Below are 26,328 nucleotides of genomic sequence, written 5' to 3' on the forward strand. Positions count from 1 at the left end.
CGTTCGACATTGTCGAACGGCAGCTGTATCCGGGTTCCGTATCCCGCCGTAGTTTCCGTTTCACGCACGGTCGCGTCCGCGACCTGCGGGGCGAACGGAGGCTCAACGATGAACTTCGGCTCGATCTTCCTCAGTGAAGCACTCGGCACAGGCGTGCTGGTGCTGCTCGGGGTCGGTGTGGTCGCGAACGTACTGCTGGCGAAGTCCAAAGGATTGGACGGCGGCTGGCTGCTGATCAACATGGGATGGGGGTTCGCGGTCCTGGCGGGCGTCTACGTCGCCTACAAGACCGGCGGCCATCTCAACCCCGCGGTCACCGTCGGCATCCTGTTCAGCGGGGCCGACGAGTTCGCCCCCGGCATCGCGATCTCCGGCTCGACGACACTCGCGTACCTGAGCGGCCAATTCGCCGGCGCCTTCCTCGGCGCGACCGTGGCCTACGTCGCCTACAAGCGCCACTTCGACGCCGAGATCGACGAGGAGAAGAAGCTCGCGGTGTTCGCCACCGGCCCCGCGATTCGCGCCCTGCGCTGGAACTTCGTCACCGAAGTGATCGGCACCTTCATCCTCGTCCTGGTGATCCTCACCTTCGGCCACACCCCGAGCGGGCTCGGCCCGGCCGCCGCCGCGCTCCTGGTCGTCGGCATCGGCGCCTCCCTGGGCGGGCCGACCGGATACGCCATCAACCCCGCTCGCGATCTTGGTCCGCGCATCGCGCACGCGCTGCTGCCGGTGAGCAAGCCCGCCCCCGCCGACGCGGTCCTGGTCCCCGTGGGCGCGGGTGCGCCCGCTCCGGCCGAATCGCCCGACGCCGCACCACACGGCAAGGACTCCGACTGGGGTTACGCCTGGGTGCCGGTGTTCGGCCCGCTGCTCGGCGGCGCGCTGGCCGGACTCGCCGCGCAGTTCCTGTTCTGAATCCTGCTCTTTCCCAGTAATTTCCCGAAAGGACCGCGATGAGCCAGTACGTCGGCGCCATCGACCAGGGCACCACGAGCACCCGCTTCATGGTGTTCGATCACGGTGGCAACGAGGTCGCCCGCCACCAGCTCGAGCACGAGCAGATCCTGCCGCGCCCGGGCTGGGTGGAGCACAATCCGACCGAGATCTGGGAGCGCACCCGCGCGGTCATCCAGACCACCTTGACCAAGGCCGATCTGGTCGCGAGCGACCTGGCCGCGGTCGGCGTCACCAACCAGCGCGAGACCACGGTGGTGTGGAACCGCAAGACCGGGCGGCCGTACTGCAACGCGATCGTCTGGCAGGACACCCGCACCGACCGGATCGCCGCCGAACTGGAACGAGCCGGGCACGGCGACATCATCCGGCGTAAGGCGGGCCTGCCGCCCGCCACCTACTTCTCCGGCGGCAAGCTGCGCTGGATCCTGGACAACGTTCCCGGGGTGGCGGAGGACGCCGAACGCGGCGACGCGCTGTTCGGCACCACCGACACTTGGCTGCTGTGGCAGCTGACCGGCGGTGTCGACGGCGGCGTGCACGTCACCGACCCGACCAACGCCAGCCGCACCATGCTGATGAATCTGGAGACTCTGGACTGGGACGACGAACTGCTGTCCCTGTTCGGGGTGCCGCGCGCGATGCTGCCCCGGATCGCTCCCTCGGCCAACCCGGAACTGTTCGGCACCACCCGCGCCGACGGACCGTTCGGCGGCGCGGTGCCGCTGGCGGGCGTGCTCGGCGATCAGCAGGCCGCCACCGTCGGACAGGTCTGCTTCCGTCCCGGCGAGGCGAAGAACACCTACGGCACCGGCAACTTCCTGCTGCTCAACACCGGAACCGAGATCGTGCGCTCGCAGCACGGCCTGCTGACCACGGTGGCCTACCAGTTGGGCGGGGAGAAGCCGGTGTACGCGCTGGAAGGTTCCATCGCGGTGACCGGCTCGGCGGTGCAGTGGCTGCGCGACCAGCTGGGCATCATCTCCGGCGCGGCGCAAAGCGAATCGCTCGCCCGGCAGGCCGAGGACAACGGCGGGGTGTATTTCGTGCCCGCGTTCTCCGGCCTGTTCGCGCCGTACTGGCGCTCGGACGCGCGCGGCGCGATCGTCGGTCTGTCCCGCTACAGCACCAACGCCCATCTCGCGCGGGCGACGCTGGAATCGATCTGCTACCAGACCCGCGACGTGGTCGAGGCGATGCAGGCCGACTCCGGAGTGCGGCTGGACGTGCTGCGGGTGGACGGCGGCGTCACCGCCAACGAGCTGTGCATGCAGCTGCAGGCCGACTTCCTCGGTGTGCCGGTGTCGCGTCCGGTGGTCGCCGAGACCACCGCGCTCGGCGCGGCCTACGCGGCAGGGCTCGCGGTCGGCTTCTGGAACGACACCGACGAGCTGGAACGGAACTGGAACGAAGCCAAGCGCTGGCATCCGACCTGGTCGGAGGAACAGCGCGAGCGTGGCTACGCGCGCTGGAAGAAGGCCGTCGCCCGCACCCTCGACTGGATCGACGTCGACGAATGAGGGGCGACGCCGTCCTACCCGAATAACCCCGAAACAAGGAGAGATACCGCTGTGTCCGCACGATTGGACGCCCAGTACCGCGCCCGCGCGGTGAACGCACTCGGCGACACCGAGATCGATGTACTCGTCATCGGCGGCGGCGTGGTCGGCGCGGGCGCCGCCCTCGACGCCGCCGCCCGCGGCCTCGCCGTGACCCTGGTGGAGGCCAGGGACTTCGCGGCAGGCACCTCGAGCCGCTCCAGCAAGCTCATCCACGGCGGGCTGCGCTACCTGGAGCAGCTGGACTTCTGGCTGGTGCGGGAGGCGCTGAAGGAACGCGGCCTGCTGTTGCGCCGGCTGGCCCCGCACCTGGTGCGGCCGGTGTCGTTTTTGCTGCCGCTACGCCATCGCGTCTGGGAACGCGCCTACATCGGCGCGGGCGTCGCCCTGTACGACACGATCGGCGGTGCTCGCGCCTTGCCGATGCATCGGCACCTGTCGCACACCCGCGCGCTGGAGCTGGCGCCCGCGCTGCGCGAGGACGCGCTGACCGGAGCGATCCGGTACTTCGACGCGCAGGTCGACGACGCCAGGCACACGATGATGATCGCGCGGACCGCCGCCCAGCACGGCGCGACCGTGCTCACCCGCACCAAGGTGACGGGGCTGCTGCGCGACGGTGAGCGCGTCGTCGGCGCGGAGGTCACCGACCTGGAAACCGGCCGGGTGCACACGGTGCGCGCGCGCCGGGTGATCAGCGCCACCGGCGTGTGGACCGACGAGATGAACCGGATGACCGGCGTCGAGTTCCCGTTCCACGTCCGCATGTCGAAAGGCGTGCACATCCTGGTGCCGCGTCATCGCCTGCATCTGGACACCGGCCTGATCATGCGCACCGAGAAGAGCGTGCTGTTCGTCATCCCGTGGCACGGCCACTGGATCATCGGCACCACCGACACGGACTGGTCGCTGAGCAAGGACCATCCGGCCGCCAGCGACGCCGACGTGCAATACCTGCTCGACCACGTCAACCAGGTGCTGCGCGAGCCGCTCACCCGCGACGACATCGTCGGCACGTACGCGGGGCTGCGTCCGTTGCTGTCCGGCGCGTCGGCCGACACCGCGACGCTCTCGCGGGAGCACGCGGTCGCCGAACCGGCTCCCGGTCTGTTCGTGATCGCGGGAGGCAAGTACACCACCTACCGGGTGATGGCCGCCGACGTCGTGGACGCGGCGGTGGCGGGACTCGGCCGCGCGGTCGCGCCGTCGGTGACCGAGCACCTGCCGATCCTCGGCGCGGTGGGTTACCAGGAACTCGCGGCCGACCTCGACAGCCTGGCGCAACGCGCGGGCCTGCCGCGGGCGACGGTCGAGCGCCTGCTCGGCCGCTACGGCTCGGCGATCACCGACCTGTTCGACCTGATCGCCCGCGAACCGGACCTGGGCCGTCCGCTCACCGGCGCGCCGGAGTACCTCGGCGCGGAGGCCGTGTACGCGGTGACGCACGAAGGCGCGCTGCACCTGGACGACGTGCTCACCCGCCGCACCCGCGTCTCCATCGAGGCCGCCGACCGCGGTCTGGCCGCCGCGCCCGAGGTGGCCTGGCTGATCGGCGCGCACCTCGGCTGGGACGCCGCCGCCACCGAGCGGGAGATCACCCGGTACCGCGAGCGGGTGCGCGCCGAACTGGCCGCCAACCAGGCGGCCGACGACGAGTCCGCCAACGCGGCTCGGATGGTCGCCGTCGCCTGAGCGCGGTCGCGTGGCACGGTTTCCGCGTGGAACCGTGCCACGCCGTGCTCACCGATCCATTCCGCCGTGGCCGCGCGGAGTCGATTCGTCGGTCTCGAGCTGCTCACCGGCCGGGTGCTCGTCGGCGTGCGTCGGTTTGGTGTGCTCCTCGGCGAAATCCGCGTCCTGCTGCATCGACTCCGCCGTTTCGGGATCGATATTCGGTGTGCTCATACCCGGCGCGTACCCGCGACCGCCGCGTCGACGCAGCGTACGTGGTCCGGACCTCGCACAATCCCGGCCGCGTCGGGTTGACCTCAACGGCGGTTGAGGATGAAGCATGGTGGCATGACTCGTCCAGCTGATTTCTGGAACACCGTCTATGACAACGACTCCGCACCCTGGGTGATCGGCGAGCCGCAACCGGCAATCGTCGCGCTCGAGCGGGACGGCGGCATCACCGGACGCGTGCTCGACCCGGGCTCCGGCGCGGGTGAGCACACGATCCTGCTGACCCGCCTGGGATACGACGTGCGGGGCATCGACATGTCGCCGAGCGCGGTGGCGTACGCGCGCGCCAACGCGGCCGAACAGGGTGTGCCGTCGGCCGTGTTCGAGGTGGCCGACGCGCTGGCCCTCGGCGACCGGCCGGACTTCTCCGGTGACCCGCCCGGCTCCGCGCCCGCGTTCGACACCGTCGTCGACAGCGCGCTGTTCCACGTCTTCGGGACCGAGGACGAGGCGCGCGCCGCGTACGTCCGCAGCCTGCACGCCGTCTGCAAGCCGGGCGGAACGCTCTACGTTCTCGCGCTCTCGGATGTCGAGCCGGGGTTCGGGCCGCGGATCAGCGACACGTTGATCCGGGAGTCGTTCCGCGACGGCTGGTCGGTGGAGGACCTACGAGCGACCCAGTACCGCGGACGGGTCACCGATTTGGTCGCGCAAGAAGCGACGGACCTGGAGATCTCCGAGTCCGGCCAGGTCGACGCCGCCGCGTGGCTGGCCCGGATCCGCCGCCTCTGACCCGGCTCATACGCCCTTCGGCGCTTTGCTGCCCATGAAGCCGAACAGGTAGCCCGCGACGCGGCGCATCTGGATCTCCTCGGCGCCCTCGGTGATCCGGTAGCGCCGGTGGTGGCGGTAGATGTGCTCGAACGGCTTGTGCCGGGAGTAGCCGAGGCCGCCGTGCACCTGCATCGCGCGGTCGGCGGCCTCGCAGCACAACCGGTTGGCCCAGTAGTTGCACATCGAGACCTGCTCGGAGACGGCGAACGTGCCGTAGGTGTCCATCGACCACGCGGTCTTGTGAATGAGGGCGCGCAACATCTCGCACTGGGTGTGCAGTTCCACCAAGGGGAACTGGATCGCCTGGTTGGTGGCCAGCGGCTTGCCGAAGGGCTTGCGCTGTTTGGCGTAGGCCACCGACTGGTCGATGCAGTACTGCGCCGCGCCCAGACTGGACGCGGCCTGGCGGATACGGTTCTCGTTGAAGAAGTGCTGGACCACCGCCAAGCCGCGTCCCTCGCCGCCGAAGACGGCGGAGCCCGGGAGCCGGACGCCGTCCAGCGCGACCCGGGCGTGGTCGGTGGGCATGTTGAAGGTCCAGAGGTACTCCTCGACGATGAACCCGGGTGCGTCGGTGGGCACCAGGAACGCCGTGATGCCCGTCGCGTCGCCGGGGCCGCCCGAGGTGCGCGCGAAGATCAGGTCGGCGTCGGCGATGTGCACACCGGTGTTCCAGGTCTTGCGCCCGGTGATCACCCAGCCGTCGCTGTCGCGGACCGCCGAGGTCTCCATGTGCGTCGCGTCCGAGCCGTGCTCGGGCTCGGTGATGCCGAAGGCGAAGAACTTCGTTCCCGAGGCCAGTCCGTCCACCCACTCCGCCTGCTGCTCGGGCGTGCCGTATTCGAGCATGAGCAACAGGCCGACATTGTTGGCCACGATGGCGTGCTCGTTCTGCAGATCGCAGTGCAATCCGAGGCCACGCCGGGCCAGGTGCTCGCGGATCACCGCCATGCCGAGGTTCGTGCCGTCCCGCCCGCCGTAGTGCGCTGGGAACGCGTAGCGCAGGTGACCGGCGGCGTCGGCGCGCCTGCGGACCTCGGCCAGCAGTTCCTCCCACTCCCCGTTCGGCAGGCCGCCGCGCTCCCAGTCGGTGCGGGCGTCCTCACGGCGGTGGTCGAAGAAGCGGATGTTGTCGTCGGCCTGCTCGAGCGGGGTGATCTCCCGATCGATGAACGCGTCGAGTTCGGCGAGGTAATCGACCAGTTCCGCAGGTAGCTCGAAATCCATCGGGCATTCAGCCTTTCGCAGTGGGTCGGATCTGCATCAGCAGGTCCCATTCGATTTCCGACACGCGGCGTCCGCTGGCCGCCATCACGATGTCGCGCACGCTGCCGTCCAGATGGGCCGCGGCCTGCCCGGCCAGTCCGACGCCCCAGCCGAGCGTGCACAGCACCTTCCACCAGCGGAACCGGTCTTCGTCGAAGCTCCCGCCACCGCGGTGGTAGCCGCGCACGAACGCCTCGCGGCCCGCCAGGCCGCCGAATTCGCGGTCGTCCGCGCGGAAGCGCCACATGCGCAGCGCGGGCCAAGCCACGTCGCGCATCGGATCACCCTGACGCTGCGCGCCTTCCCAGTCGAGCACGGCGCGCAGGCCGTCGGGACCGACGACGATGTTGCCGTTGCGCAGGTCGGTGTGCAGCAGCGCGGTGCGGGGCGGCGCGGGCGGGCAGTGGCGTTCCAGCCAGCGCAGCGCGAGGGCGAACACCGGACGGTCCGGCAGGAGCGCGCGCACCTGCCCGTCGGCCTCGATCAGCTGGCGCTCGGGATCGGCCGCCGCGACGGGCAGCCGTGCGGGCGCGTCCGCCGGGTCGATCGCGTGCAAGCGCCCCATGGCCTCGCCCAATTGCTCGGCGACCCGTTCGCCGATGCCCGACGCCTCGACCAGCCGTAACACCTTGCGCGGCACGGTTTCCCCATCGACGCGCTCGGAGATCACGAACGGGCCCCCGACAAAGGCGGCGTCGGTGCAGATCGCCACCACGGGCGGCACCGGAACACCGTGCGTGCGCGCCAGTTCCCGGACGGCGGCCTCCACGTCCACCGGAACCAGCTCGATCGCGCTCGGCACGATGGTCGCGACCAGGCGACGCGTCCCGCCGCCCAGATCGGCCTCGAAAGCGACGTTGCGGCGGCGGGCGCCCGCGGAGAGGTATTCGAGGTTCGACACCGTCACCTCGCGGGTTCCCGACCCGAGGAATTCGGCCAAGCCGCGCGCCGGATCGGCGCTCACTCGGCCGCCCAGGCGTCGTAGCCCGGCTTGGCGATCGCCAGATCCGCCCGCACGACGGAGACCAGGGCCGCCCATAGTCGCTCGTCATCGCCCTCGGCCACCGCGGCGAGCAGCTCGCGCTCCCGCTCGGCTGCGCCGGGGCCCGATTCGATCTCCCTGCGCACGATCCTGGCGAGGTTGGCCCCCACCCGCGCCCTGTGCCGCAACTCCGCGGGCAGGGCGGGTAGCAGCGTCTCCTCGAGCAGCTCGGCGAGCGAATCCAGCAACTCCGCTGCCGATGGGCGATTCTGCATTCGTTCCCCTCGGTCGACTCCGGCCCTCAGCATGGCACGCGCCGGCGCGGTCCCGATCGGTACTTTCGGCCGTCAGCCGTGGCCGCGCAGTCGCAGAAGTCCGGCTGTCGTGGCGCGGAAACCGCAGGCATCGAAGTAGAACGGCGCGAGGCGATCCTCGAAATCGACGTGCAACCAGGTGCAGCCCGCCGTCCTGGCACCGTGCGCGGCCCTGGCGACGAGTTCGGTGCCGATGCCTCGGTGCTGCCATTCGGACCGCACCTTCGGGTCGAGCAGGAACGCGTGGTCGCCGCCGTCCCACGCCACGTTGACGAAACCGGCAAGCGCGTCAGCGCCGGTCCGGGCGGTGACCCAGCCGAGGCTGTGCCGCGCCGCGCGGTCCCACCATCCCGGGTCCGCGTCGCCGCCGTGCGATCTCGTCAAGTCGGCCAGTTCGCTGTCGCTCAGAGCGCCTCGCCATCGGTAGTCGATCTCCATACCCAGCGACGGTAGAAAGGTCGACCGCCCGGGAGCCAGCGGTTTTCCGCCGAGGCCCTTCCTGTGTAGTGGCTGGGAGTCTGCCGTGGGCCCGCTCCGCACGGGTTCGCGCGCGAAACGGGTCGGTAAACTGCGAGGGGGATAGACAGGCGCGGGTGCGCCATTCGTTGCGCTGGGCGGATACAGGAGATTTCATGGCGACCAGTCGCGTCCGATCCGGAATCGTCGCGGGGTTCGCCCTGATCATGGCGGTGCTCGTGGCGGCGTGCTCGTCCTCGTCGGGGCCGGGGAAGACACCGGGTGCGGCGGGCCCAGCGCCCGCGCCGATCACGATCACGCCCTCCTCGGGCGCGGGCAATGTCGATCCGCTGGCGCCGGTGCAGGTGAGCACGGCCGACGGCCAGCTGGCCCGGGTCACCATGACCAACGAGCAGGGCAAGACGGTCGACGGGATCATGACGCCGGACAAGACGGCGTGGAAACCCACCGAGCCGCTCGGCTACGGCCGCACCTACACGGTGACCGCGGAGGGTTTGAGCATCACCGGCAGAACCGGCCCGACCACCTCGACCTTCTCCACGCTGACCCCCAACAACCAGACGAAGGTGTCACTGACCACCACGGGCGGCACGCCACTGTCCGACGGCGGCACGTTCGGCGTGGGCACCGTGGTGGTGGCGCACTTCGACGAGAACATTCCCGACCACGCCGCCGCCGAGAAGCACCTCGCGGTCACCACCGATCCGCCGGTGGAGGGCTCCTGGTACTGGCTGGACGACCGCAACGCGCACTGGCGTCCGAGGGAGTACTACGCGCCGGGCACCAAGGTCAGCGTGGCGGCGAACGTCTACGGCCAGGAACTCGGCCGCGGGCTCTACGGCCAGGAGGACACCAAGACCACGTTCACCATCGGCGCGGCGCACGTATCGATCGCCGATGACAACACCAAACAGGTCCAGGTCTTCGAGAACGGCAGGCTGATCCGCACCATGCCGACCTCGATGGGCAGGGGCGGCAGCGAGGTCGTCGGAGGCAAGACGATCACGTTCTGGACCCAGCCCGGGATCTACACGGTGATGGACAAGGCCAATCCGGTGATCATGGACTCCTCCACCTACGGACTGCCGATCAACTCCCGGCTCGGCTACAAGGAGGCCATCGGCTGGGCCACCCGGATCAGCACCGACGGCATCTATCTGCACCAGCTCGACTCCACCGTCTGGGCTCAGGGCAACACCGACGTCTCGCACGGCTGCCTCAACCTCAGCGGCGAGAACGCCCAGTGGTTCTTCAATTTCGCCGTCCCCGGTGACGTGGTGGAGATCCGCAACACGGGCGGCGCCCCGCTGGAGGTCTGGCAGAACGGTGACTGGGGTGTGCCCTGGGAGCAGTGGGTGCAGGGCAGCGCGCTCCACTAGAGCCGACACGCTGCCCGGTGTTGCCGATGGTGGGAAGCTGCACTACATTCCTGCACTCGCGAGACCACCCGGTCTCCCATCCCTGCGCGACGTTCCCGCGACGGCACCGCGTGGGACCCGCGTTGACGATCGGAGCCGGCTCGATGGCGATGCTGCTGTACTACCTACTCCTACCGCTGTACTTGGCCGAGGCGTTCGTCAACCAGCTGGATTGAGCGCGGAGCAAGTCCGGGTTCACGCATCCCTCAACCTGCTTGTTCGGCCCCGGGTGGCTGGTGGAAGCCGGGCCCGGCCTTGGGTTCCACATCGCGCGGATCGATCGGTTCGCGGCAGTGGTCGCAGACCAGCATGGGCGAGGTCTCGTGTCCGCAGGTGCGATGTTCCAGGACGATCGGCCTGCCCTCCGGCCCGGTCAGGTGGTTGTCGCCCCACACCATCATCGCGGTGACGATCGGATACAGTTCGCGGCCCGCTGCGGTGAGGTGATAGTCGACCCGGCCGCCGCCGTGGTCGGTGCGGGTGAAGATGCCCGCGTCGATCAGCATGCGCAGGCGGCTGGTGAGCAGGTTGCGGTTGGTGATGCCGATATTGCGCGCGAAATCGCTGAAGCGGTGCACCCCGAAGAACGCCTCGGCGATGAGCAGGATGGTCCACCGGTCGCCGAGTAGTTCGACGACGCGGGTGACCGAATCGTCGACCGGGCGCCGCAGTGTCATGGCGACATTTTCGCATCCCGCATCGGTATTGCTTTCCTACCGACGGTATCGGAATAATACCGAGCAAGACCGGTGCCCGCTCCGGGCCGGACAGCTGGGAGTGTCGATGACGACCACGAACCACCCGACCGACGACTACGTGCGCCTGCTCGACCCCGCCGTGCGGCCGGACCCGTACCCCGTCTTCGCGCGGCTGCGTGACTCCGGTGCGTTCCGGATCGGCACGGCTCCGGTCGTCGTGCTCACCCGCTACGCCGACTGCGCCGCCGTGCTGCGCGATCCGCGCGCGAGCGTCGACCGGTCGCTGGCCCGGTTGCAGCTGGGCTCGATGCCGATCCACGACGGCACGCGGGAAGACGGTGCGGCCCAAGCGAAACCCTCGTTCTTGTTCCTGGATCCGCCCGATCACACTCGCCTGCGCCGCCTGGTGTCCAAGGCGTTCACCCCGCGCGTCGTGCGGCAACTGGAGCCTCGGATCATCGAGATCGTCGACGACCTGCTCGACCAGCGCGCCCGCGCGGGGAGCTTCGACGCCGTCGATCACTTCGCCTATCCCCTGCCGGTGACCGTGATCTGCGAACTACTCGGCGTCCCGCTGGCGGACGAAGCCAAGCTCAGCGCCTGGTCCGCCCTGCTGTCCCGCACGCTCGACCCGACTTCTCGCGCGGCCGCCCAATTCCGCGCCGACCCGGCGGAGATCCAGCGCGCCGGGACCGAGTTGTACGCCTACTTCGAAGAACTCACCGACCGCCGCCGCCACACTCCCGGCCCCGATCTGCTGTCCGAACTCATCGCCGCCGAAGACGCCGGAGACGTGCTCACCCATGCGGAACTGATCTCGACCTGCGCGCTGCTGCTGGTCGCCGGGCACGAGACGACGGTCAACCTGATCGCCAACGCGACCCTCGCCCTGCTGCGCAGGCCGGACGAACTCGCCGCCCTCCGCGCGGAACCGGACCGCGCGGCCGGCGTCGTCGAGGAGACGCTGCGCTTCGACCCGCCGGTCCAGTTGATCCCGCGCATCGCCGCCGACGATCTGACCATAGGAGGCACGGACATTCAGCGCGGCGATCTGGTTGTGCTGCTGATCGCCGCCGCGCACCGCGACCCCGCGATGTTCGGCGACCCCGACGGATTCGACCCGGCGCGCGAAAACCGCCATCTGGCCTTCGGCCTCGGGGCTCATTTCTGCGTCGGCGCTCCCCTGGCCCGCCTGGAGGCGCGGGTGGCGTTGACCCGGTTCGCGCAACGAGTCGAGTCACCGAGGCTGACGGTCGACCCGCCACCGTATCGGGAGCACGTCAATCTGCGCGGGCCCGCGCACCTGCCCATCGAGTTCACGGCGATCCGGCCCAGGTAGGTCAGCCGTCGTAGGAGACGTGTGGCGTCCATCCCTCGGCGGGGCGGGTGGCCGCCGCGTACAGCGCCCCGGCGACCCGGTCCCTGGTGAACGCTCCCTCGCCGAGAACGCCGTTGATCTGCACCGCGACCGCTCGGATGCCCTCGGGCGCGAGGGTGGCGTCCACACTGGTCACCAGGTTGCGCACCGCCGCCTTCTGGACACCGAGCGAAGCGGCCCGATGCCAGGGCTTGTCCGCTGCCGCGCTGCCGGTGACCAGCACGCGGGCGCCCTCGGACAGGAAGGGACGCGCCGCTTGCACGGCGGGCAGCAGCGCCCCGGCGCCCACGGTGAGGTCCTCGAGCAACTCGGCGACCGACAGCCGCAACGGATCGGCCTCACGGAAGACGCTGGGATTGAAGTGCAGCACGTCGATGCGGCCGTGCCGCTCACCCACCCCCGCGACGACTCGGGCGACGTCGGCGGGATCACGCAGATCCACGCCGATGCCCTCCGCGTCGAACCCCTGCTCCCGCAACTGTTGGGCCAGAGGCTCGGCCTCTTCGGGCAACCGGCAGGCCAGCACGGCGGTGAAGCCGTCGGCTGCGAACAGGCGGGCGACCGACAGCCCGACGCCGGGACCGGCGCCGAGCACGAGGAGCACGGGAGCGGTCATGCTTTCCCGCCTCGGGTCTCGTGCGTCCCGATCATTCGACGACGGCCTTGATCCGGTTGAGGGTCTCGCGCATTCCCTCGACGTTCGTCTTGCCGCGCGCCCACCCGGCCAGCAACCAATACAGCCGCAGCACCGGATTGCTGTGCAGCTGAAACGACTCGGTGACCTCGGTGCCGCCGTCCACCGGCCGGAAAACATAGCGCCACGTGTTGATCGGCATGCCCTGTGGTCCCAGCACGGTGAAGGCGAACTCGCGACCCGGCTCGCAGGCGACGATGCGGCACACCGTCGCGTATTTCAGTCCCCAGCCGTTGCGGTTGACATGGCCGCGGAACTTCACGCCGACCGCGGGCCCTGTCGCGCCGCCGAGCCACTCGGCGGCGAACGTCTCCGGACTGAATCGCCCGGTGTTCTCGATGTCGCTGACCAGTTCCCAGATCTTGTCGGCCGGGGCGGCCATCCGGACCGTGACGCTGTCGTGCATGCGCCGAACGCTAGCAGGCGGTCCGGACGCCGCTCCCGGCTCCGACCGGGCCGCGGCCAAGCGGGCCGCCCAGCCGTCCACGTCCGCCAGCCGCTGGCCCGGCCGCAGCACCCAGCAGGCGGCGAGCAGGTCATGACCGAAGTGCGCCAGTGCCGTGTGCTCCGGCCAGTATTCGCGGGTCCACTCCGGATCGTCGGTCGCCGAGTCGATGCCGCTGCGCACCACGCCGACCAACTCGAATTGCAGATGCTGGACCAGCACCCACGCTTCGGCGTCCATCGGCTTACGGCGCAGCCGGTCGAGCAGGGTGCGCGCGGTGGTGCGCACCCGGTGTTCCAGCCGGCGAAAGGTGCGCCGGTGGCCGTGGGGTGCGACGCCGTGCAGCGCGAGCACGGCGACGGCGACACCGAGCAGTGTCTCCCACAACCGATCACGGATCACGGGTGCGATCGGCCCGCCCGTCGTGGCGACTCCACCCGCGATCAGGGCGACCGGCGTGATGAAGACGACGGCCAGCGCGTAATTGCGCGGCACGAACAGTTCGATGCAGAACTGCAGCGCGGCGACCAGCGCGATCAGCGCGTAACCGGTCGGCCCCAGCTGGTAGATGAGCGCGAACAGACCGAGGCCCGCGATGGTGCCGACGAACCTGTGGATGGCCCGCACCTGTCCGCGCACTCGATCCGGTCCGGTCTGCAAGACGATCAGGGCGCTGAGCACCGCCCAGTGCGGCCGCTCCAGACCGAGCAGCGCGCTGAGCGCACCCGCGCCAAGGCAGCCCACGGCGACGCGCATCGCGCTGATCGCCGCGTGCGAGGAGAACGACAGGGAACGCTCCAGCCGGAACCCGATGCCCGGGCGGGCGAACGAGACCAACGGATCGACCAGCAGATCGTCGGTGTCGTCGTCGGGGGCGTGCCCGGCGAGGTTGCGCCGCGCCTCCTGCAAGGTCGCCAGCAGCTCGGCTTCCCCTGGGTCCGAGGGCAGGCCCGCGTCGTAGACCGCGGCCCACGCGTCCGCCATCGCGGCTCCCGCCCGGTGGCGCAGGTCGATAGCGGGCGTTCCGGCCTCCCGCGCCGCGACATAGGCGTCGACCGCCCGAACCGCAGCGCCGACCGCCACCCGTTCGGGCTTGCGACGATCCCGCAGCACCCCGGCCATCGAGACGACGATCGACGCGACGACACCGCAGGCCGTGCAGAACAACAACGTCAACACTGAGGTCCCGACCTCGGCGGCTCTCATCGCGCCCGCGCAGACGAGCGCGAAGAACAGCGCACCGGGCGGACCGAGCCGCAGCGCATCGATGACGAACACGGCCACGACCGCGATCGCCGACACCACGACGACCATGAGCAGCGATGACCCGAACCCGGTGTCCAGCAGACTGCCGACCACCGCACCGACACCGCAGGCGGCCAGCAGCGCCGAGCCCGCGGCGAGGACCACCCGGCCGCGCACCCGGAACGGCCGCCCTTCGCCGTAGAGCACGGCGAAGGCGCCGAACATGACGAACACCGCCGCATCCGGATGGCCGAGACCGGTGATGATCGTGGCGGGAGCGGCGAACGCGAGCGCGGCACGCAACGCCACGCTCCACCGTCGGCCCGCGGGCGGCAAAGCGAACAACAGCGAGCCGACTCGGCCCTTCGGTGGCACCGGATCCGGGTATGTCGCGGCCACCTGCTGTCCTTTCTGTTCTGGACGATCTACCTGCTGGACACATTAGATTCGGGTCATGACCGCCGACGCTCATCTTCCGCTACCCTCGCGCGTCCACGCCTTCGCCGACGACGCACTCGGTGATCACGACGCCGTCGCCCTGGCCACGCTGGTGCGCGACGGTGCGGTGTCGCCGCGCGAACTCGCCGCCGCCGCGGTGGCGCGCGCCGAGCGGGTGGAACAGCTGGCGGCCGTCGCCTACCGGAGCTACGCGGAGCCGCTGCTGCCCGCCGAGCGGACCGGCGCCTTCTACGGTGTGCCCAGTTTCGTCAAGGACAACACGGACGTCGCGGGCATGCCGACCAATCAGGGCACAGCCGCGTTCCGCGCGCGGCCCGCCCGCGCGCACAGCGGCTACACCCGGCAGTTCCTCAGCACCGGCCTCACCGTGCTCGGCAAGAGCGCCATGCCCGAATTCGGCTTCAACGCCAGCAGCGAGACCCCGCATCTCGCGCCCACGCGCAACCCGTGGCACACCGGCCATTCCGTGGGCGGCTCGTCGGGCGGGGCGGCCGCGCTGGTGGCGGCGGGTGTCGTCCCGATCGCGCACGGCAACGACGGCGGCGGTTCGATCCGGATTCCGGCGGCGTGCGCGGGGCTGGTCGGCTTGAAGCCGACGCGGGGGCGGCACGTGGTGTCCGGGCTGGCCCGCACGCTGCCGGTCGACATCGTCAGCGAAGGTGTGCTGACCAGGACGGTGCGCGATACGGCCGCGTACGCCGCTGCGGCCGAACAGTATTGGCGCAATCCCGCGCTCCGGCCGATCGGCCGCGTCGACGGTCCCCCGACCCGGCGCATGCGGGTAGCGCTGGTGCTCGACAATCTCGCGGGGCCGCTGGCCGCCGGGCCCACCCGGGCGGCCGTCGAAAATGTCGCGCGCACACTCGAATCAGCCGGCCATTCGGTCGAGCCGGTGCCGCTGCCGTTCGACGCCGCGATCGAGAGCGCCTTCCTGCACTATTGGGGCCTGCTCGCGGCCGCGATCACCACGACGGGCCGGTTCCTCGACCGCCGGTTCGACGCCCGCCGCGTGGACGACCTGACCGTGGGCCTGCGCGCCTTGTTCCTGCGCCGGGCACTGCACGCCCCGCTCACGCTCTACCGGCTCCGCGCGGCGGCGGCCACCTACGAGCGGGCGCTCGGACCCTACGACGCGGTGCTGCTCCCCACGCTCGGTCACACCACGCCGGAGCTCGGCTATCTCAGCCCGACCGTGCCATTCGACGAACTCATCGAGCGGTTGCGCGCCTACGTCTGCTTCACGCCGATCAACAACATCACGGGAACACCGGCGATCACGGTTCCGGCGGGCCTGACCGACGCGGGACTGCCGATCGGCGTACAGTTCGCCGCCACCCGCGGCAACGAGCGCACCCTGCTGGAGCTGGCCTACCTGATCGAGGCCGAACGACCGTTCCCCCGCCTGGATCGCTGAGCCATCCGATGTTCGCGTCGTCCGTGCGCGTGGCGGTCGGTGGGTCAGACGACATTCGCCGCGGACGACGGACGGTCGCGGTGCACCGGGCCGTGGGCGTCGTCGCAGTGGTCCTCCAGCACCGGCAGCAGGCGCTGCGCGTCCACCGCGGGCGAGGAGGCGACGGCATGGGAGTGGTCGACCTGCAACGTGGTGTGGGTGATGCCGTAGTCGTGGTCGAGCAGGTGCTCGATCCGCTGGCGCAGGCCGTGGCAGTCGGCGCCCGGCCGGACCAGCACATGCGCCGACAGCGCGATGTCACCGGAGGTGATCTGCCAGACGTGCAGATCGTGCACCTCGTCGACGCCGTCGATGCCCACCAGCCCGCGCCCCAACGCGTCCGGATCGACGCCCGCGGGAGCGGCCTCCAGGAAGATCCGGCCGGATTCGCGTACCAGCCCGAGCCCCGCCTTGACCATCAGCGCGACGACGATGAGCGTGGCGATAGCGTCCGCCCTGGCGAAGCCGGTGGTCAGCACGACGAGGCCGGCCACGGCGGTGGCGATGAACCCGTACAGGTCGTTGAGCACATGCTGGAAGGCGCCTTCCACGTTGAGGCTGGCGCGGTTGGCCTTGCTGATCGCCCAGGTGGCCGCGATGTTGACCACCACACCGGCCAGCGCGGTCGCCAGCACGAGCCCGCCGGTCACCTCGGGCGGCTCCAGCAGGCGGCGCACGGCCTCGTAGGTGAGCCAGCCCGCCAGCACGAGCAGCGTGACGCCGTTGGCCTGCGCCGAGAGGATCTCGGCGCGTTTGTAGCCATAGGTGTACTTGCCGTTCGCCGGACGCGCCGCGAGCCGGATCGCGACGAGCGCGAGGACAATGGACGCGGCGTCGGTGAGCATGTGCGCCGCGTCGGACAGCAGGGCCAGCGAGTTGGCCAGCAGACCGATCACGACCTCGACCGACATGAAGCCGACGATGAGGGCGAGCGCGATGGTCAGCCACCGGCGATCGGCCTGACCGGAGAGCGCGTGCCCGTGCGCGTGACCGTGTTCGTGTCCCATCGACCCAGCCCTTCCCACATCTGATGTATGCGCATATCTGCATCTGTTCCGTCAGCTTAACCCACCACCAGCGGCGGGCGACAGAGCAGCCTAGTGAGCTGGATCACGTCGCAGAGGTAATCGACGGAACGCCTCACCCGAACAGGGCGTGCACCAACACATAAGTCGACACAGTGGCGATCAACCCCGCGGAGACACTGACGACCACGTTCATCGCCGCGTAGAAATACGCGGCACGCTCGGCCAGTCGCACGGTTTCGTAGCTGAACGTGCTGTACGTGGTCAGCGCTCCGCAGAACCCGGTGCCGACCAGCAGGAAAAGCGGTGAGGACAGCGCCGATCCCGCTCCGCTGAGGGCGCCGAGGACGAGACACCCGATCAGGTTGACCATGAAGGTGCCCCACGGGAACAGGCTGTCGCGGCGATCCTGCACCACGCGATCGATGAGATACCGCAGCGGTGCGCCGATCGCGCCGCCCACCAGGACCAGCAACACCGTCATCGAGCCGCCTTTCGCGCGCGTCGCAGGCGTTCGTATCCCGCCCTGGTGAGCCACATGGCGGCGAGGGTCGCCGACAGGGCGCAGATCAGCGTGCCCGCGAGGTAACCGGCCGCGACGACGATCGTGCCGGGCCGCAGTAGGGCGCGGATCTCGTTGACGTAGGTGGAGAAGGTGGTGAACCCGCCCAGCACACCCACTCCGAGAAAGGGACGCAGCAACCGATGAGCAGCCCAGATCTCGGTTACCGCGACCATGAGCACTCCGATCGCGAAACAGCCCGCGACATTCGTGATGAAGGTGGCCAGCGGAAAGTGCCCGGGGCGAGCGGGCAACCCCTGCGCCAGGCCGTAGCGGGCGAGCGCGCCGAGCGCCCCGCCGAAGGCGACGACGACCGATACCGGGCCGTGGGTACGCCAGAATTCCCACCGGCGAGCGCGGCCGGCCGCGCGATCGGCGATGCCGGTCGGTTCCTCGGTCAGTTCACCCGCCACGCAGAACTTCTACCCGACCGTCCGCGGCGGCGCCACCGCCGGGCACCACTGCCGCCGCACTCACCGGCGCTCGGCCCCTGCGTCGCCGTCGTGCGCGACGAGAACCGAGCAACCGACGTGCCGGGCGGCCTTCTCCGCGGTGCTGCCCATGAACCGTCCCCAGATGCCCGAGTGCCCGGTGCGCCCAAGCACCAGCAGGTCGGCATCGTGATCGGCGGCGGCCGTGGCCAGTTCGCGCGCGGCCTGACCCGCCCGCACCTCGGCCCGCACCGCTATGCCGTGCTGTTCGGCGGTCTCGGCCGCCGTGGTGAGCCAGCGGCGGCAGGTGACCTCGCCGATCGAGCGTTCGTCCTCGATCTCGCCGACCACCGGTCCGTAGTGCGGCAGGTACTCCTCGACCGCGACTACCGTGAGCGTGGCGTGGTGCACCGTCGCCAACTCGAGCGCCATCGTCAAGGCGGCCCTGGCGCCGGGTGAATCGTCGTAACCCACCACGATCCGCTGGAACACCTCTCCATTGTGAGCCCTCGGCTGGGTCAGAGCCAGCGTTCCAGCAACACCGCGGCAATCACGCCGTGGCCGTGGAGCGATCGGACGCGAGCACTTCGGCGGCCGCGCGCTCGCCCGAGCGGATCGCTCCCTCGATGTAGCCCGACCACTCCGTCGCGGTTTCGCTTCCGGCCCAGTGGATCGCACCGACCGGGTCGCGCAGCGCGGAGCCCGCGGTGGTCAGGACACCCGGGGGGAAGAAGGCCCCGTAGCCGCCGCGCGTGTACGGATCGTCCGCCCATACCTTCTCGTGCCACTCGATCGGCTCGCGGGCGGCGTGCCCGAAGGCTCGGACGAGCGAACCGATGATCATGGCGCGACGCTCGGCCGGGGGCAGGGCGGCGAGCCGCTGAGCGGCCCGGCCGGGCACCAGCGCGCCGAGTACGCCAGGACCGCCGGGCCGGGTCGCGTCGAAGGTGACCGGCACCGGATCGTGCAGGTTCAGCGATTGGCCGGTGAGCAGGTCGTCCCGCCAGAACGGCCGCTCGTAGACGGCGAACGCTTTCAGCACCGAGCCCATCGGCATGCGCTGGGTCAATTGGTCGCGCGCGGCGGGCAGCGGCGGATCGTAGGCGATACGTCCGGCGAGGGTGGGCGGCACCGCCACGATCACGTGCTCGGCGTGCACGTCACCGGAGTCGGCACTCACCACAACGCCATCCGCTCGCCTGCGGATACCCGTCACCGGCACACCGAGACGCACGGCGTCCCCCAGTTCGGCGGCGACGGCCAGCGCGGGCCCGTCGGCGCCGTCGACGAACAGGCGGTTCACCGTCTCGGCGGCGACCCCGGCCTCGACGCCGCCCGCCGAACGGATCGTGGTGAGCAGACCGAGCATCGAGATGCTGCCGACGTCAACGCACAACTCCTCGCCGATCATTACCTCGGCCAGGTTCCGCGCCCGCCGCTCCGGCAGATTCCGGCGCAACCAGGTGGCCGCCGTCATCGCGTCCAGCCGATCGGCGCCCGGCGCGGCCCATGGCCGCGTGAGATCCACCCGTGCGGCCATCCGTTCCAGCCGCCACATCGCCTGGGCGAGCACGACGAGGACGAACGTCGGAAGCGGTGGGCGGGCTCCGGTGAAGCGCCGCCGGACCACGCCCTCGACCAGCAGGTCGACTCCTTCCGGCGGTGGGTACGTCGCGGCCCCGTACTCTTCGGCCAGCGCGGCGAATCGCGTGTGCGCGCCCGAGATCCACTGGCCGCCGAGGTCGACGGCCCATCCGGCGCCGACCCGCGCGGTCCGGGTGCGACCGCCGACGCGATCGCTCGCCTCCAGGACGACGACATCCCGGCCTACCGCTCGCAACGCCCGCGCCGCGCACAGCCCGGCATATCCCGCACCGACGACAACGACGTCCGTACGGTCCATGGTGGCCTCCCGTCGCAGCACCGAAACTCGACAACCACTGTTGATCACCCGTCGCCGTTCCGCAACCGATTCGCCGCGCATCGACGGGGCCCCGACGCTCCCGACTCCCCGCCGCCCGGCGCGGTCCGACTGCACGCGAGACCGACCGGCGGTTCGGTGTCATCGACGGCTGCACATCTCGGGCTCGCCGAGGCGGGACGCGCCACTCGGCCGAAGCCGTGGGAATCGCGGTGTTCGCCGCATCGCCACCCGAACCCGCTGCGCCGGTTGGCCTACGGCGGCCGCCGCCTAGCGAGTCAGCGTGGCGAGGGCGGCGATGGCGGCCTCTTGAAAGATCGCCGTCAGCGTGCGCGGCCGCGCCGTGACACGTCCGCGCACCCATTGCCTGCAGTACTCCTGCGCCGGTCCGGCGCAGATCGCATGGGCCACCGGATAGCCGCCGCCACCCGGTTCCGCGGTTCCGAGCAACTCTCGATACCGGCGTGCCAGCGCATCGAAGAAGACCCGATTGTGCTGGGCGAGTTCGGGTTCCGCGAATCCGGTCACCTCGTCCGGCAAGGTGGCGAACAGGAACCGGGCCAGGTCGCGATGGTCTTCCACCCAGCCGAGATGGGCCGCGAGCATCGCGCGGATCGCTTGCTCGGCGCCGACATCCGGCGCATCGAGGCACGCCAGCATGGTCCGCTGGTAGTCGAGCATCCCGGAGACATAGACCGCGGCGGCCAATTCGGCTTTCGAACCGAACGCGTGGAACATGCTGCCGCTGGACAAACCGAGCCGATCCCGCACACCGGCCACCGTGAACGACGCATACCCCTTGGCCAGGAGCTGTTCCGTGGCTTCGGCCAGAATGCGCTCGCGGGTGCGCACGGCGAGCTACCCGCCGAACTCGGCATCGATGCCGGAACGGACCGCGGCGAGCACCTGAGCGCGCACACGCAGCTTCGTACCCGTGTGCGCCGCGGAGTCGATTCCGGTCAACCGGTGCGCTTCGGCCGTCGCGCGCGTGCGCAGGTCGTCGGCATCGGTGCTGAGCACGTCGAGAAAGCCCAGTTCTCTGGCTTCTTCGGGCGCGACCAGGATCCCGGTGTTCGCCGCCCGGTCGAAGCCAGGCGCGGTGAGCCGGTGCCGCGCCAGCTCCACACCGTAGTGCGGAATGGTCAGCCCGATCGCGACCTCGTTGAGACCCAGCTTGAAATCCCCCGCTACGCCGAACCGTACGTCCGTGGCCAGCAGCGTGAACGCGCCTTGGGCGATGGCATGCCCAGGGCATGCCGCCACGACGGGATACGGGAAGCCGAGCAGCCGGTGCACCAGGTTGCCGCCGGCACGCAAGGTGCGGCGGATGTCGTCGGCGGATCGGGAGAACGTCGCCAGGTCGTAGCCGGCGGAGAAAACGCGCGCGCGGCCGGTCAACAGGACGACCGCCCGGTCCGCCTCGGCCCGGTCCAGGGCGGCGGCGATGGCGCCGAGCATGTTCTCGGACATCACATTCGCCTTGCCGTCGTCCAGCGTGATCGTGGCGACGCCGCCGTCCAGCCGGTAGGTGACGAGTTCGGTCATGGCAGCCTCCTCTAGAGCAGGACTCTAGAGTATCACTCTAGGGGCTGCTGGCTAACCGCGAGCTGCGGGGTCGGACGACCGGACCCGAGCAAGGTGTCGTTGTGACAACGACGCGAAACAGCGGCCAACGGCCGCCCGATACAGGAAACACACGATGCTGCCGAAAAAGCCTGGCGCGTCCGGGCTTCGGGCTAGCCTCTGGACAGGCTCAGGTGAAGGAAGCGACATGACCGCAGCAACCGTCATCCGCCCGCTGGCGCCGAGCGAGGCGATCTTCGCCAACAGCGAAGTACTCGTCGGCTACTCGATTCGGGTCGCGGGTCGGTTGGATCTCGCCGCGCTGTCGGCGGCGTTCGAAGCCGTGGTTCGCTCCCGCCCCATCCTCGGCGCCCACCTCGAGCCGGACGGCCGCGGCGGCCACCTGCTGCTCGAATCCCACGGCGCCACACCGGAGCTGACGGTCGCCGCGGGCGATCCCGAGCGGTTGCTCACCGGAGCCAGGCTGGACCAGCGCAGGGCGCTCTCCTCGCTGTGCGTGGTGCGGGACGGCGATACCGCCGGAATCACGTTGGTGACCCACCACAGCGTCGCGGATGCCTATCATTCGCTGGCCGTGTTCGGCGAGCTGTGGTCGTGCTACACCGACCGCACCGAGAGGCGATCCGCCGAACTGCCGCCGCACGGCTTCCCGCGGTCGGTGGAGGACCTGCTGCGCGAGCGCGGCGTGCGGAAGATCGACACACCGGTCATGCCGCACCGCCCGGTGGGCGTCGCTCGGAGCTACTCCGGCCCGGACGATCCCGATTACCTCGTCCCGCGCACCGCGCGCTGCAGACTGACCCGACAGCAGACCACCGCGCTGATCGAACTCGGGCACCGGGAGCACACCACGATCAACGGCCTCGCCTCGGCCGCGATCCTGCTCACCGAGGCCGAGCTGCGCGGATTGCCGCTGACCGAGCTGGCCTACACCTACTCGGTCGACCTGCGTACCCGGGTGTCCCCGCCGATCGGGATGACCGAAGGCACCAACGTGCTCGGCTTCGCGAATTTCATCCCCGCGCCGCGGACCGGCACGACACTGGTCGAACTGGCCCGCGGCATCAGCGACACGCTGCGCGCCGGCCTGGACACCGGCATCGTGCAGCAGACCCCACTGCACATACCCGAGATCGCCGCCGGTCCCCCGCCGCGCGCACCGGGAATCGTGCTGGCCACCAATTGGGGACGAGTGCGCAGGCCTAAGGTGCCGGACGAGTTGCGGATCACCGACTTCCGCTCGATCATGCTCGGCAAGCCCGACAAGACCGGGCACCGGCTCCAGCAGCCGAGCGGCACCATCATCATCAGCACCTTCGACGACCGGCTGAGCATAGAGATCCACCACCCCGAGGAAACCACCGAGGAACAGCGGGTGCGGGTACGACTGCTCACCACCCACCTGTCGGAGTTCAGCGCGGCGGGCGCCGCCTGAACCCGTCAAGCGCGCGCGGCCTGCTTGCGGGACAAGGTCTGCAACGGATCGGTGAGCACGTCGGTGAAGGCCAGTTCCGCGGCTCCGATCAAGGTCGCGTCGCCCGCCAGCGCGCTGGTGCGCAACCTGACCCGCTCGCGGACGGCTTGCAGGCCGTTCACCGCGACGCGGCTGCGCACCTGGGCCGCCGAGGCCAGATAGATCTCCCGCAGCACGCCACCGAACACCACCATCGACGGATTGAAGATGTTCACCAGATTGGCGACGCCGTAGCCGAGCCATTCACCGACCTGGTGCAGCGCGTCGCGGGCCACCGCGTCGCCGCGGGCGGCGGACTCGACGATCGCGTCGACCGCCGCCTGTCCCGCCGGATCGGTCCGTCCCGCCGCGGCGATCAACCCGAGTTCACCCGCTTCGGCCTCGAGGCAGCCGCGGGAACCGCAGGCGCACGGCCGCCCACCGGGATTCACGATCATGTGCCCGACTTCCCCGCCGTAACCGCCTTCCCCGCCGAGCAATTCGCCATTCATGATGATGCCGCCGCCGATGCCGACATCACCGTGCAGATAGATCAGGTTCGCCAAGCCTTCGCCCACACCGCGTTCGCGTTCGGCCAGCGCGCCGAGGTTGGCGTTGTTGCCGACCGCGACGCGGAGGCCGAGTGCGAGTTCTCGCGTCAGCTCGGCGCCGAACGCGACGTCCACCCAGCCGAGATTCGGCCCGTACCGCACGACGCCGTCCGCCTCGCGGACCATGCCGCAGAACGCGACTCCGACGCCGACGCACCGAGCGTCCGGCGCGGCCGCCGCGATCATCTCCCGCGCCATCGCCGCGAGCGCGGCGATCACGTCGTCCGGGTCGAACGCGCCGCCGGGACGGGCGGTCGCGGTGCGCTCGAGCACCGACCCGCCCAGCCCGACGCGTGCGGCGGCGAGCCGGTCCGCGCCGACGTCCAGCGCGACGACGTAGACCCGCTCGGCCTGCGGACGCACCACCAGCGACGGCCTGCCCGCCCGTCCGGTCTGGCCCGGCAATTCCTCGCTGACCAGGCCTGCCGCCGCCAGATCCGTGGTGAGCGCGAGAATCGTGCTGCGATTCAATCCCATTCGCTCGGCGAGCGCGGCACGCGACACCGCCCCGTCACGGTGGACGTGCCGCAGCAGCGCGGCGAGGTTGCGCGTGCGGATCTCATCGGGCGAAGGTGCTGCTCGCATTCACCGGGCTTTCGTCACAGGGCTGGGATTCATCGCCGCGGGAGCGCACGCTTACGGGAGAGGGCGTCCACTCCGGCCGCCAAGAGCAGCACAAATCCTGTCACAACGAATTTCGTGCCCGCGCTGTAGCCCATCAGCCCCATGCCGTTGTTGATCACGGCGACCACCGCGGCGCCGAGCACCGCGTCCAGCATCCGCCCGCGGCCGCCGAAGAGGCTGGTGCCGCCGATCACCGCCGCGCCGACCGCGGTGAGCAGCACGTCGCTGCCGCCGGTGTTCGGGTCGACGGAGTTGGCGCGCGAGGCCGCGATCAGTCCGCCCACCGCCGCCATCGTCGAGCACAGCACGAAGGCGGTGATCTTCACTCGATCCACCGCGATGCCCGCGCGCCGGGCGGCCTCCGCGTTGCCACCGACGGCGTAGACGTGCCGGCCGAACGCGGTGCGGTCCAGCACGAACGTCCACAGCAGCAACAGCGCGGCGATCATCGGCACCACGATGGGCATCCCCGTCAGCGAGTGCACCGCGGGATTGCGGCTGCGCTCGCCGTTGAGCACCAGCACCGCCGCGCCGGCCACGAGCGCCAGCAGCACGACTCGCACCACGACCACCCGCGCCGTCGTGCCGGTGAGCCCGAGTTTCGTGCGCGCCCGCCACTTCCGGTATTGCACGAGGGCGAAACCCGTGACCAGTGCCGCGTACAGCGCCCAGCCGAGCAAGGGCGGCACGTTCTTGTTCGCGATGGCGACGATCGTCTCGTCGCGGATGGAGATGTTGCGGCCGTTGTCCATGATCTTCAGCGCCACACCCTGCAACGCGAGGAATGCCGCCAGCGTCACCACGAACGACGGGATCCCGATCTTCACCACGACCGTGCCGATCACCAGTCCGATCACCATCCCGGTGAGCAACGAGACCAGCACCGCCGAATACCACGGCCACCCTTCGTCGGTGAGCAGCACCGCGAGCACGGCGGCGCAGACCCCGCTGGTGAACCCGGCCGACAGGTCGATCTCCCCCAGCAGCAGCACGAAGATCAACCCCATCGCGATCACCGCGATCGCCGCGCCCTGGGTGAACAGATTGGCGAAATTGGCCTCGGACATGAAGACCGGGCGCGCCGCCCAGAAGACGGCCGACAGGACGACGAGCGCGATCACCGAGGGCAACGCCCCCATGTCGCCGCCGCGCACGCGGCCGACGTAGTCGCTCATCAGGTCGGTCACCGGCGCCGCCACCGGTCGCCGCTCGGTGGTCACCGCGGTCATCGGGTCGCTCCGCTCGCCTCGAGGCCGAGCGCGCCGCTACGGCCTGCCGTGATCAATTCGACGACCTGCGCGTGCGTCACGTCGGAGGTTCGTACCTGGGCGGCCATCCGGCCGAGATAGAGCGCGGCGATCCGGTCGGACACCGCGAAGACGTCGTTCATGTTGTGCGAGATCAGCACCACCGCCAGGCCCTGGTCGGCGAGCTTGCGGACCAGTTCGAGCACCTGCTGGGTCTGCGCGACGCCCAGCGCGGCCGTCGGCTCGTCCAGGATCACCACTTTGCTGTTCCACAGCACGGCTTTCGCGATGGCCACCGTCTGGCGCTGGCCGCCGGACAGGCTGGCGACCTGCTGCCGGACCGACTTGACGGTGCGCACCGACAGGCTCGCCAACGTCTTCTCGGCCAGTTCCTCCATCGCGTACTCGTCGAGCACGAGACCGCGCTTGCGCTCCCGGCCCAGGAACATGTTCTGGACGATGTCGAGGTTGTCGCAGAGCGCGAGGTCCTGGTAGACGATCTCGATGCCCAGCGCCGCCGCGTCGCGCGGGCTGTGCACCTGCACCGGCGCGCCCTCGAAGAGGAACTCGCCCGCATCGATCGGATGGGTACCGCCGATGCATTTGACCAGCGTGGACTTGCCCGCGCCGTTGTCGCCGACAAGTGCGGTCACTTCGCCGGGGAAGGCGCTGAAGGTGACCTCGTGCAGGACGTGGACCGGACCGAAACTTTTCTCTAATCCGCGTAATTCGATGACCGGCAGTTCGGACATGGGGTGGCTCCTCCGAAGAATGGAGCCCCTTCCGCAA

At 70.1% G+C, this 26,328-nt stretch carries 26 protein-coding genes and 1 pseudogene; 8 read left to right on the forward strand and 19 right to left on the reverse strand.

What is annotated here, in order from left to right; genetic code table 11:
• Positions 1-108 precede the first annotated feature (108 nt).
• The 3 genes from ACWESM_RS22390 to glpD are packed head-to-tail and all read left to right on the forward strand — an operon-like array spanning position 109 to position 4,208.
• Positions 109-918, forward strand: a complete 810-nt coding sequence (locus ACWESM_RS22390) for an MIP/aquaporin family protein (RefSeq protein WP_355075726.1) — start codon at positions 109-111, stop codon at positions 916-918.
• A gap of 38 nt (positions 919-956) precedes the next feature.
• Entirely contained in the window at positions 957-2,477 is a 1,521-nt protein-coding gene (gene glpK, locus ACWESM_RS22395) for a glycerol kinase GlpK (protein ID WP_355075724.1), read from the forward strand.
• Between the two features lie 51 nt (positions 2,478-2,528).
• On the forward strand, positions 2,529-4,208 hold the full coding sequence (gene glpD, locus ACWESM_RS22400; protein ID WP_364429991.1) for a glycerol-3-phosphate dehydrogenase: 1,680 nt from the start codon (positions 2,529-2,531) through the stop codon (positions 4,206-4,208).
• A gap of 48 nt (positions 4,209-4,256) precedes the next feature.
• Here the strand turns inward: glpD and ACWESM_RS22405 are convergent, their stop codons facing one another.
• On the reverse strand, positions 4,257-4,421 hold the full coding sequence (locus ACWESM_RS22405) for a hypothetical protein (RefSeq protein ID WP_355075720.1): 165 nt from the start codon (positions 4,419-4,421) through the stop codon (positions 4,257-4,259).
• A gap of 114 nt (positions 4,422-4,535) precedes the next feature.
• Between ACWESM_RS22405 and ACWESM_RS22410 the strand changes: the two genes are divergently transcribed.
• A complete protein-coding gene (locus ACWESM_RS22410; protein ID WP_364429995.1) occupies positions 4,536-5,210 on the forward strand; it encodes a class I SAM-dependent methyltransferase in 675 nt (224 codons plus the stop codon).
• A gap of 6 nt (positions 5,211-5,216) precedes the next feature.
• Here the strand turns inward: ACWESM_RS22410 and ACWESM_RS22415 are convergent, their stop codons facing one another.
• The 4 genes from ACWESM_RS22415 to ACWESM_RS22430 form a co-directional block, all read right to left on the reverse strand.
• Complete coding sequence (locus ACWESM_RS22415) at positions 5,217-6,479, reverse strand: acyl-CoA dehydrogenase family protein (protein ID WP_452493519.1); 1,263 nt, start codon at positions 6,477-6,479, stop codon at positions 5,217-5,219.
• A 7-nt stretch (positions 6,480-6,486) separates the two neighbouring features.
• Positions 6,487-7,482, reverse strand: coding sequence for a phosphotransferase family protein (locus tag ACWESM_RS22420; protein ID WP_452493521.1), 996 nt, complete (start codon positions 7,480-7,482; stop codon positions 6,487-6,489).
• Positions 7,479-7,775: a DUF6285 domain-containing protein gene (locus ACWESM_RS22425; RefSeq protein ID WP_355075713.1), complete on the reverse strand. Its 297-nt coding sequence runs from the start codon at positions 7,773-7,775 to the stop codon at positions 7,479-7,481. Before ACWESM_RS22425 ends, ACWESM_RS22420 begins: the two co-directional genes overlap by 4 nt.
• 72 nt (positions 7,776-7,847) lie before the next feature.
• Positions 7,848-8,252 (reverse strand): GNAT family N-acetyltransferase, encoded by a 405-nt coding sequence (locus tag ACWESM_RS22430; protein WP_364430002.1) that lies wholly within the window; start codon positions 8,250-8,252, stop codon positions 7,848-7,850.
• 194 nt (positions 8,253-8,446) lie between these two features.
• Between ACWESM_RS22430 and ACWESM_RS22435 the strand changes: the two genes are divergently transcribed.
• A complete protein-coding gene (locus ACWESM_RS22435) occupies positions 8,447-9,670 on the forward strand; it encodes a L,D-transpeptidase (RefSeq protein ID WP_364430005.1) in 1,224 nt (407 codons plus the stop codon).
• A gap of 245 nt (positions 9,671-9,915) precedes the next feature.
• On the opposite strand, the gene ACWESM_RS22440 is transcribed toward ACWESM_RS22435, so the two are convergent.
• Complete coding sequence (locus tag ACWESM_RS22440; RefSeq protein ID WP_356966983.1) at positions 9,916-10,386, reverse strand: winged helix-turn-helix transcriptional regulator; 471 nt, start codon at positions 10,384-10,386, stop codon at positions 9,916-9,918.
• A 106-nt stretch (positions 10,387-10,492) separates the two neighbouring features.
• On the opposite strand from ACWESM_RS22440, the gene ACWESM_RS22445 reads away from it, so the two are divergent.
• Entirely contained in the window at positions 10,493-11,746 is a 1,254-nt protein-coding gene (locus tag ACWESM_RS22445) for a cytochrome P450 (RefSeq protein ID WP_452493524.1), read from the forward strand.
• Between the two features lies 1 nt (position 11,747).
• On the opposite strand, the gene ACWESM_RS22450 is transcribed toward ACWESM_RS22445, so the two are convergent.
• The 3 genes and pseudogenes from ACWESM_RS22450 to ACWESM_RS22460 form a co-directional block, all read right to left on the reverse strand.
• Entirely contained in the window at positions 11,748-12,401 is a 654-nt protein-coding gene (locus tag ACWESM_RS22450; protein WP_397279175.1) for an SDR family oxidoreductase, read from the reverse strand.
• A gap of 31 nt (positions 12,402-12,432) precedes the next feature.
• A complete protein-coding gene (locus tag ACWESM_RS22455) occupies positions 12,433-12,885 on the reverse strand; it encodes an SRPBCC family protein (protein WP_355075977.1) in 453 nt (150 codons plus the stop codon).
• 399 nt (positions 12,886-13,284) lie between these two features.
• Positions 13,285-14,394 (reverse strand): annotated as a pseudogene (locus tag ACWESM_RS22460) (FUSC family protein); the annotation flags it as partial.
• A 229-nt stretch (positions 14,395-14,623) separates the two neighbouring features.
• Between ACWESM_RS22460 and ACWESM_RS22465 the strand changes: the two are divergent.
• Positions 14,624-16,042: an amidase gene (locus ACWESM_RS22465; RefSeq protein ID WP_356966977.1), complete on the forward strand. Its 1,419-nt coding sequence runs from the start codon at positions 14,624-14,626 to the stop codon at positions 16,040-16,042.
• Positions 16,043-16,086: 44 nt separating this feature from the next.
• Here ACWESM_RS22465 and ACWESM_RS22470 read toward each other — a convergent pair whose 3' ends face one another.
• The 7 genes from ACWESM_RS22470 to ACWESM_RS22500 form a co-directional block, all read right to left on the reverse strand.
• Positions 16,087-17,088, reverse strand: coding sequence for a cation diffusion facilitator family transporter (locus tag ACWESM_RS22470; protein WP_356966975.1), 1,002 nt, complete (start codon positions 17,086-17,088; stop codon positions 16,087-16,089).
• A 133-nt stretch (positions 17,089-17,221) separates the two neighbouring features.
• Positions 17,222-17,590 carry a fluoride efflux transporter CrcB gene (crcB, locus tag ACWESM_RS22475; protein ID WP_452493527.1) on the reverse strand — a complete coding sequence of 123 codons (369 nt, stop codon included), beginning with the start codon at positions 17,588-17,590 and terminating at the stop codon, positions 17,222-17,224.
• Complete coding sequence (locus tag ACWESM_RS22480) at positions 17,587-18,081, reverse strand: fluoride efflux transporter FluC (protein WP_355075695.1); 495 nt, start codon at positions 18,079-18,081, stop codon at positions 17,587-17,589. The genes crcB and ACWESM_RS22480 overlap by 4 nt, the downstream gene beginning before the upstream one ends.
• A 60-nt stretch (positions 18,082-18,141) precedes the next feature.
• On the reverse strand, positions 18,142-18,591 hold the full coding sequence (locus ACWESM_RS22485) for a universal stress protein (RefSeq protein ID WP_355075693.1): 450 nt from the start codon (positions 18,589-18,591) through the stop codon (positions 18,142-18,144).
• A 58-nt stretch (positions 18,592-18,649) separates the two neighbouring features.
• Positions 18,650-20,002: a flavin monoamine oxidase family protein gene (locus ACWESM_RS22490; RefSeq protein ID WP_364430026.1), complete on the reverse strand. Its 1,353-nt coding sequence runs from the start codon at positions 20,000-20,002 to the stop codon at positions 18,650-18,652.
• Positions 20,003-20,290: 288 nt separating this feature from the next.
• Entirely contained in the window at positions 20,291-20,872 is a 582-nt protein-coding gene (locus ACWESM_RS22495) for a TetR/AcrR family transcriptional regulator (protein ID WP_364430029.1), read from the reverse strand.
• A 6-nt stretch (positions 20,873-20,878) separates the two neighbouring features.
• Positions 20,879-21,565, reverse strand: coding sequence for a crotonase/enoyl-CoA hydratase family protein (locus tag ACWESM_RS22500; RefSeq protein WP_452493530.1), 687 nt, complete (start codon positions 21,563-21,565; stop codon positions 20,879-20,881).
• 226 nt (positions 21,566-21,791) lie between these two features.
• Here ACWESM_RS22500 and ACWESM_RS22505 point away from each other — a divergent pair, with 226 nt between their 5' ends.
• Complete coding sequence (locus ACWESM_RS22505) at positions 21,792-23,039, forward strand: phthiocerol/phthiodiolone dimycocerosyl transferase family protein (RefSeq protein WP_412806577.1); 1,248 nt, start codon at positions 21,792-21,794, stop codon at positions 23,037-23,039.
• A gap of 5 nt (positions 23,040-23,044) precedes the next feature.
• Here the strand turns inward: ACWESM_RS22505 and ACWESM_RS22510 are convergent, their stop codons facing one another.
• Genes ACWESM_RS22510 through ACWESM_RS22520 form a run of 3 tightly spaced genes read right to left on the reverse strand, consistent with a single transcriptional unit; the run spans position 23,045 to position 26,291 of the window.
• The gene (locus tag ACWESM_RS22510) at positions 23,045-24,253 is read right to left on the reverse strand and encodes an ROK family transcriptional regulator (RefSeq protein WP_356966961.1); all 1,209 of its coding nucleotides are present in this window, start codon (positions 24,251-24,253) and stop codon (positions 23,045-23,047) included.
• Positions 24,254-24,282: 29 nt separating this feature from the next.
• On the reverse strand, positions 24,283-25,521 hold the full coding sequence (locus tag ACWESM_RS22515; RefSeq protein WP_364430040.1) for a sugar ABC transporter permease: 1,239 nt from the start codon (positions 25,519-25,521) through the stop codon (positions 24,283-24,285).
• The gene (locus ACWESM_RS22520) at positions 25,518-26,291 is read right to left on the reverse strand and encodes an ATP-binding cassette domain-containing protein (protein WP_355075679.1); all 774 of its coding nucleotides are present in this window, start codon (positions 26,289-26,291) and stop codon (positions 25,518-25,520) included. The genes ACWESM_RS22515 and ACWESM_RS22520 overlap by 4 nt, the downstream gene beginning before the upstream one ends.
• Positions 26,292-26,328: the final 37 nt, after the last annotated feature.

The organism is Nocardia sp. NPDC003999 (assembly GCF_053604885.1).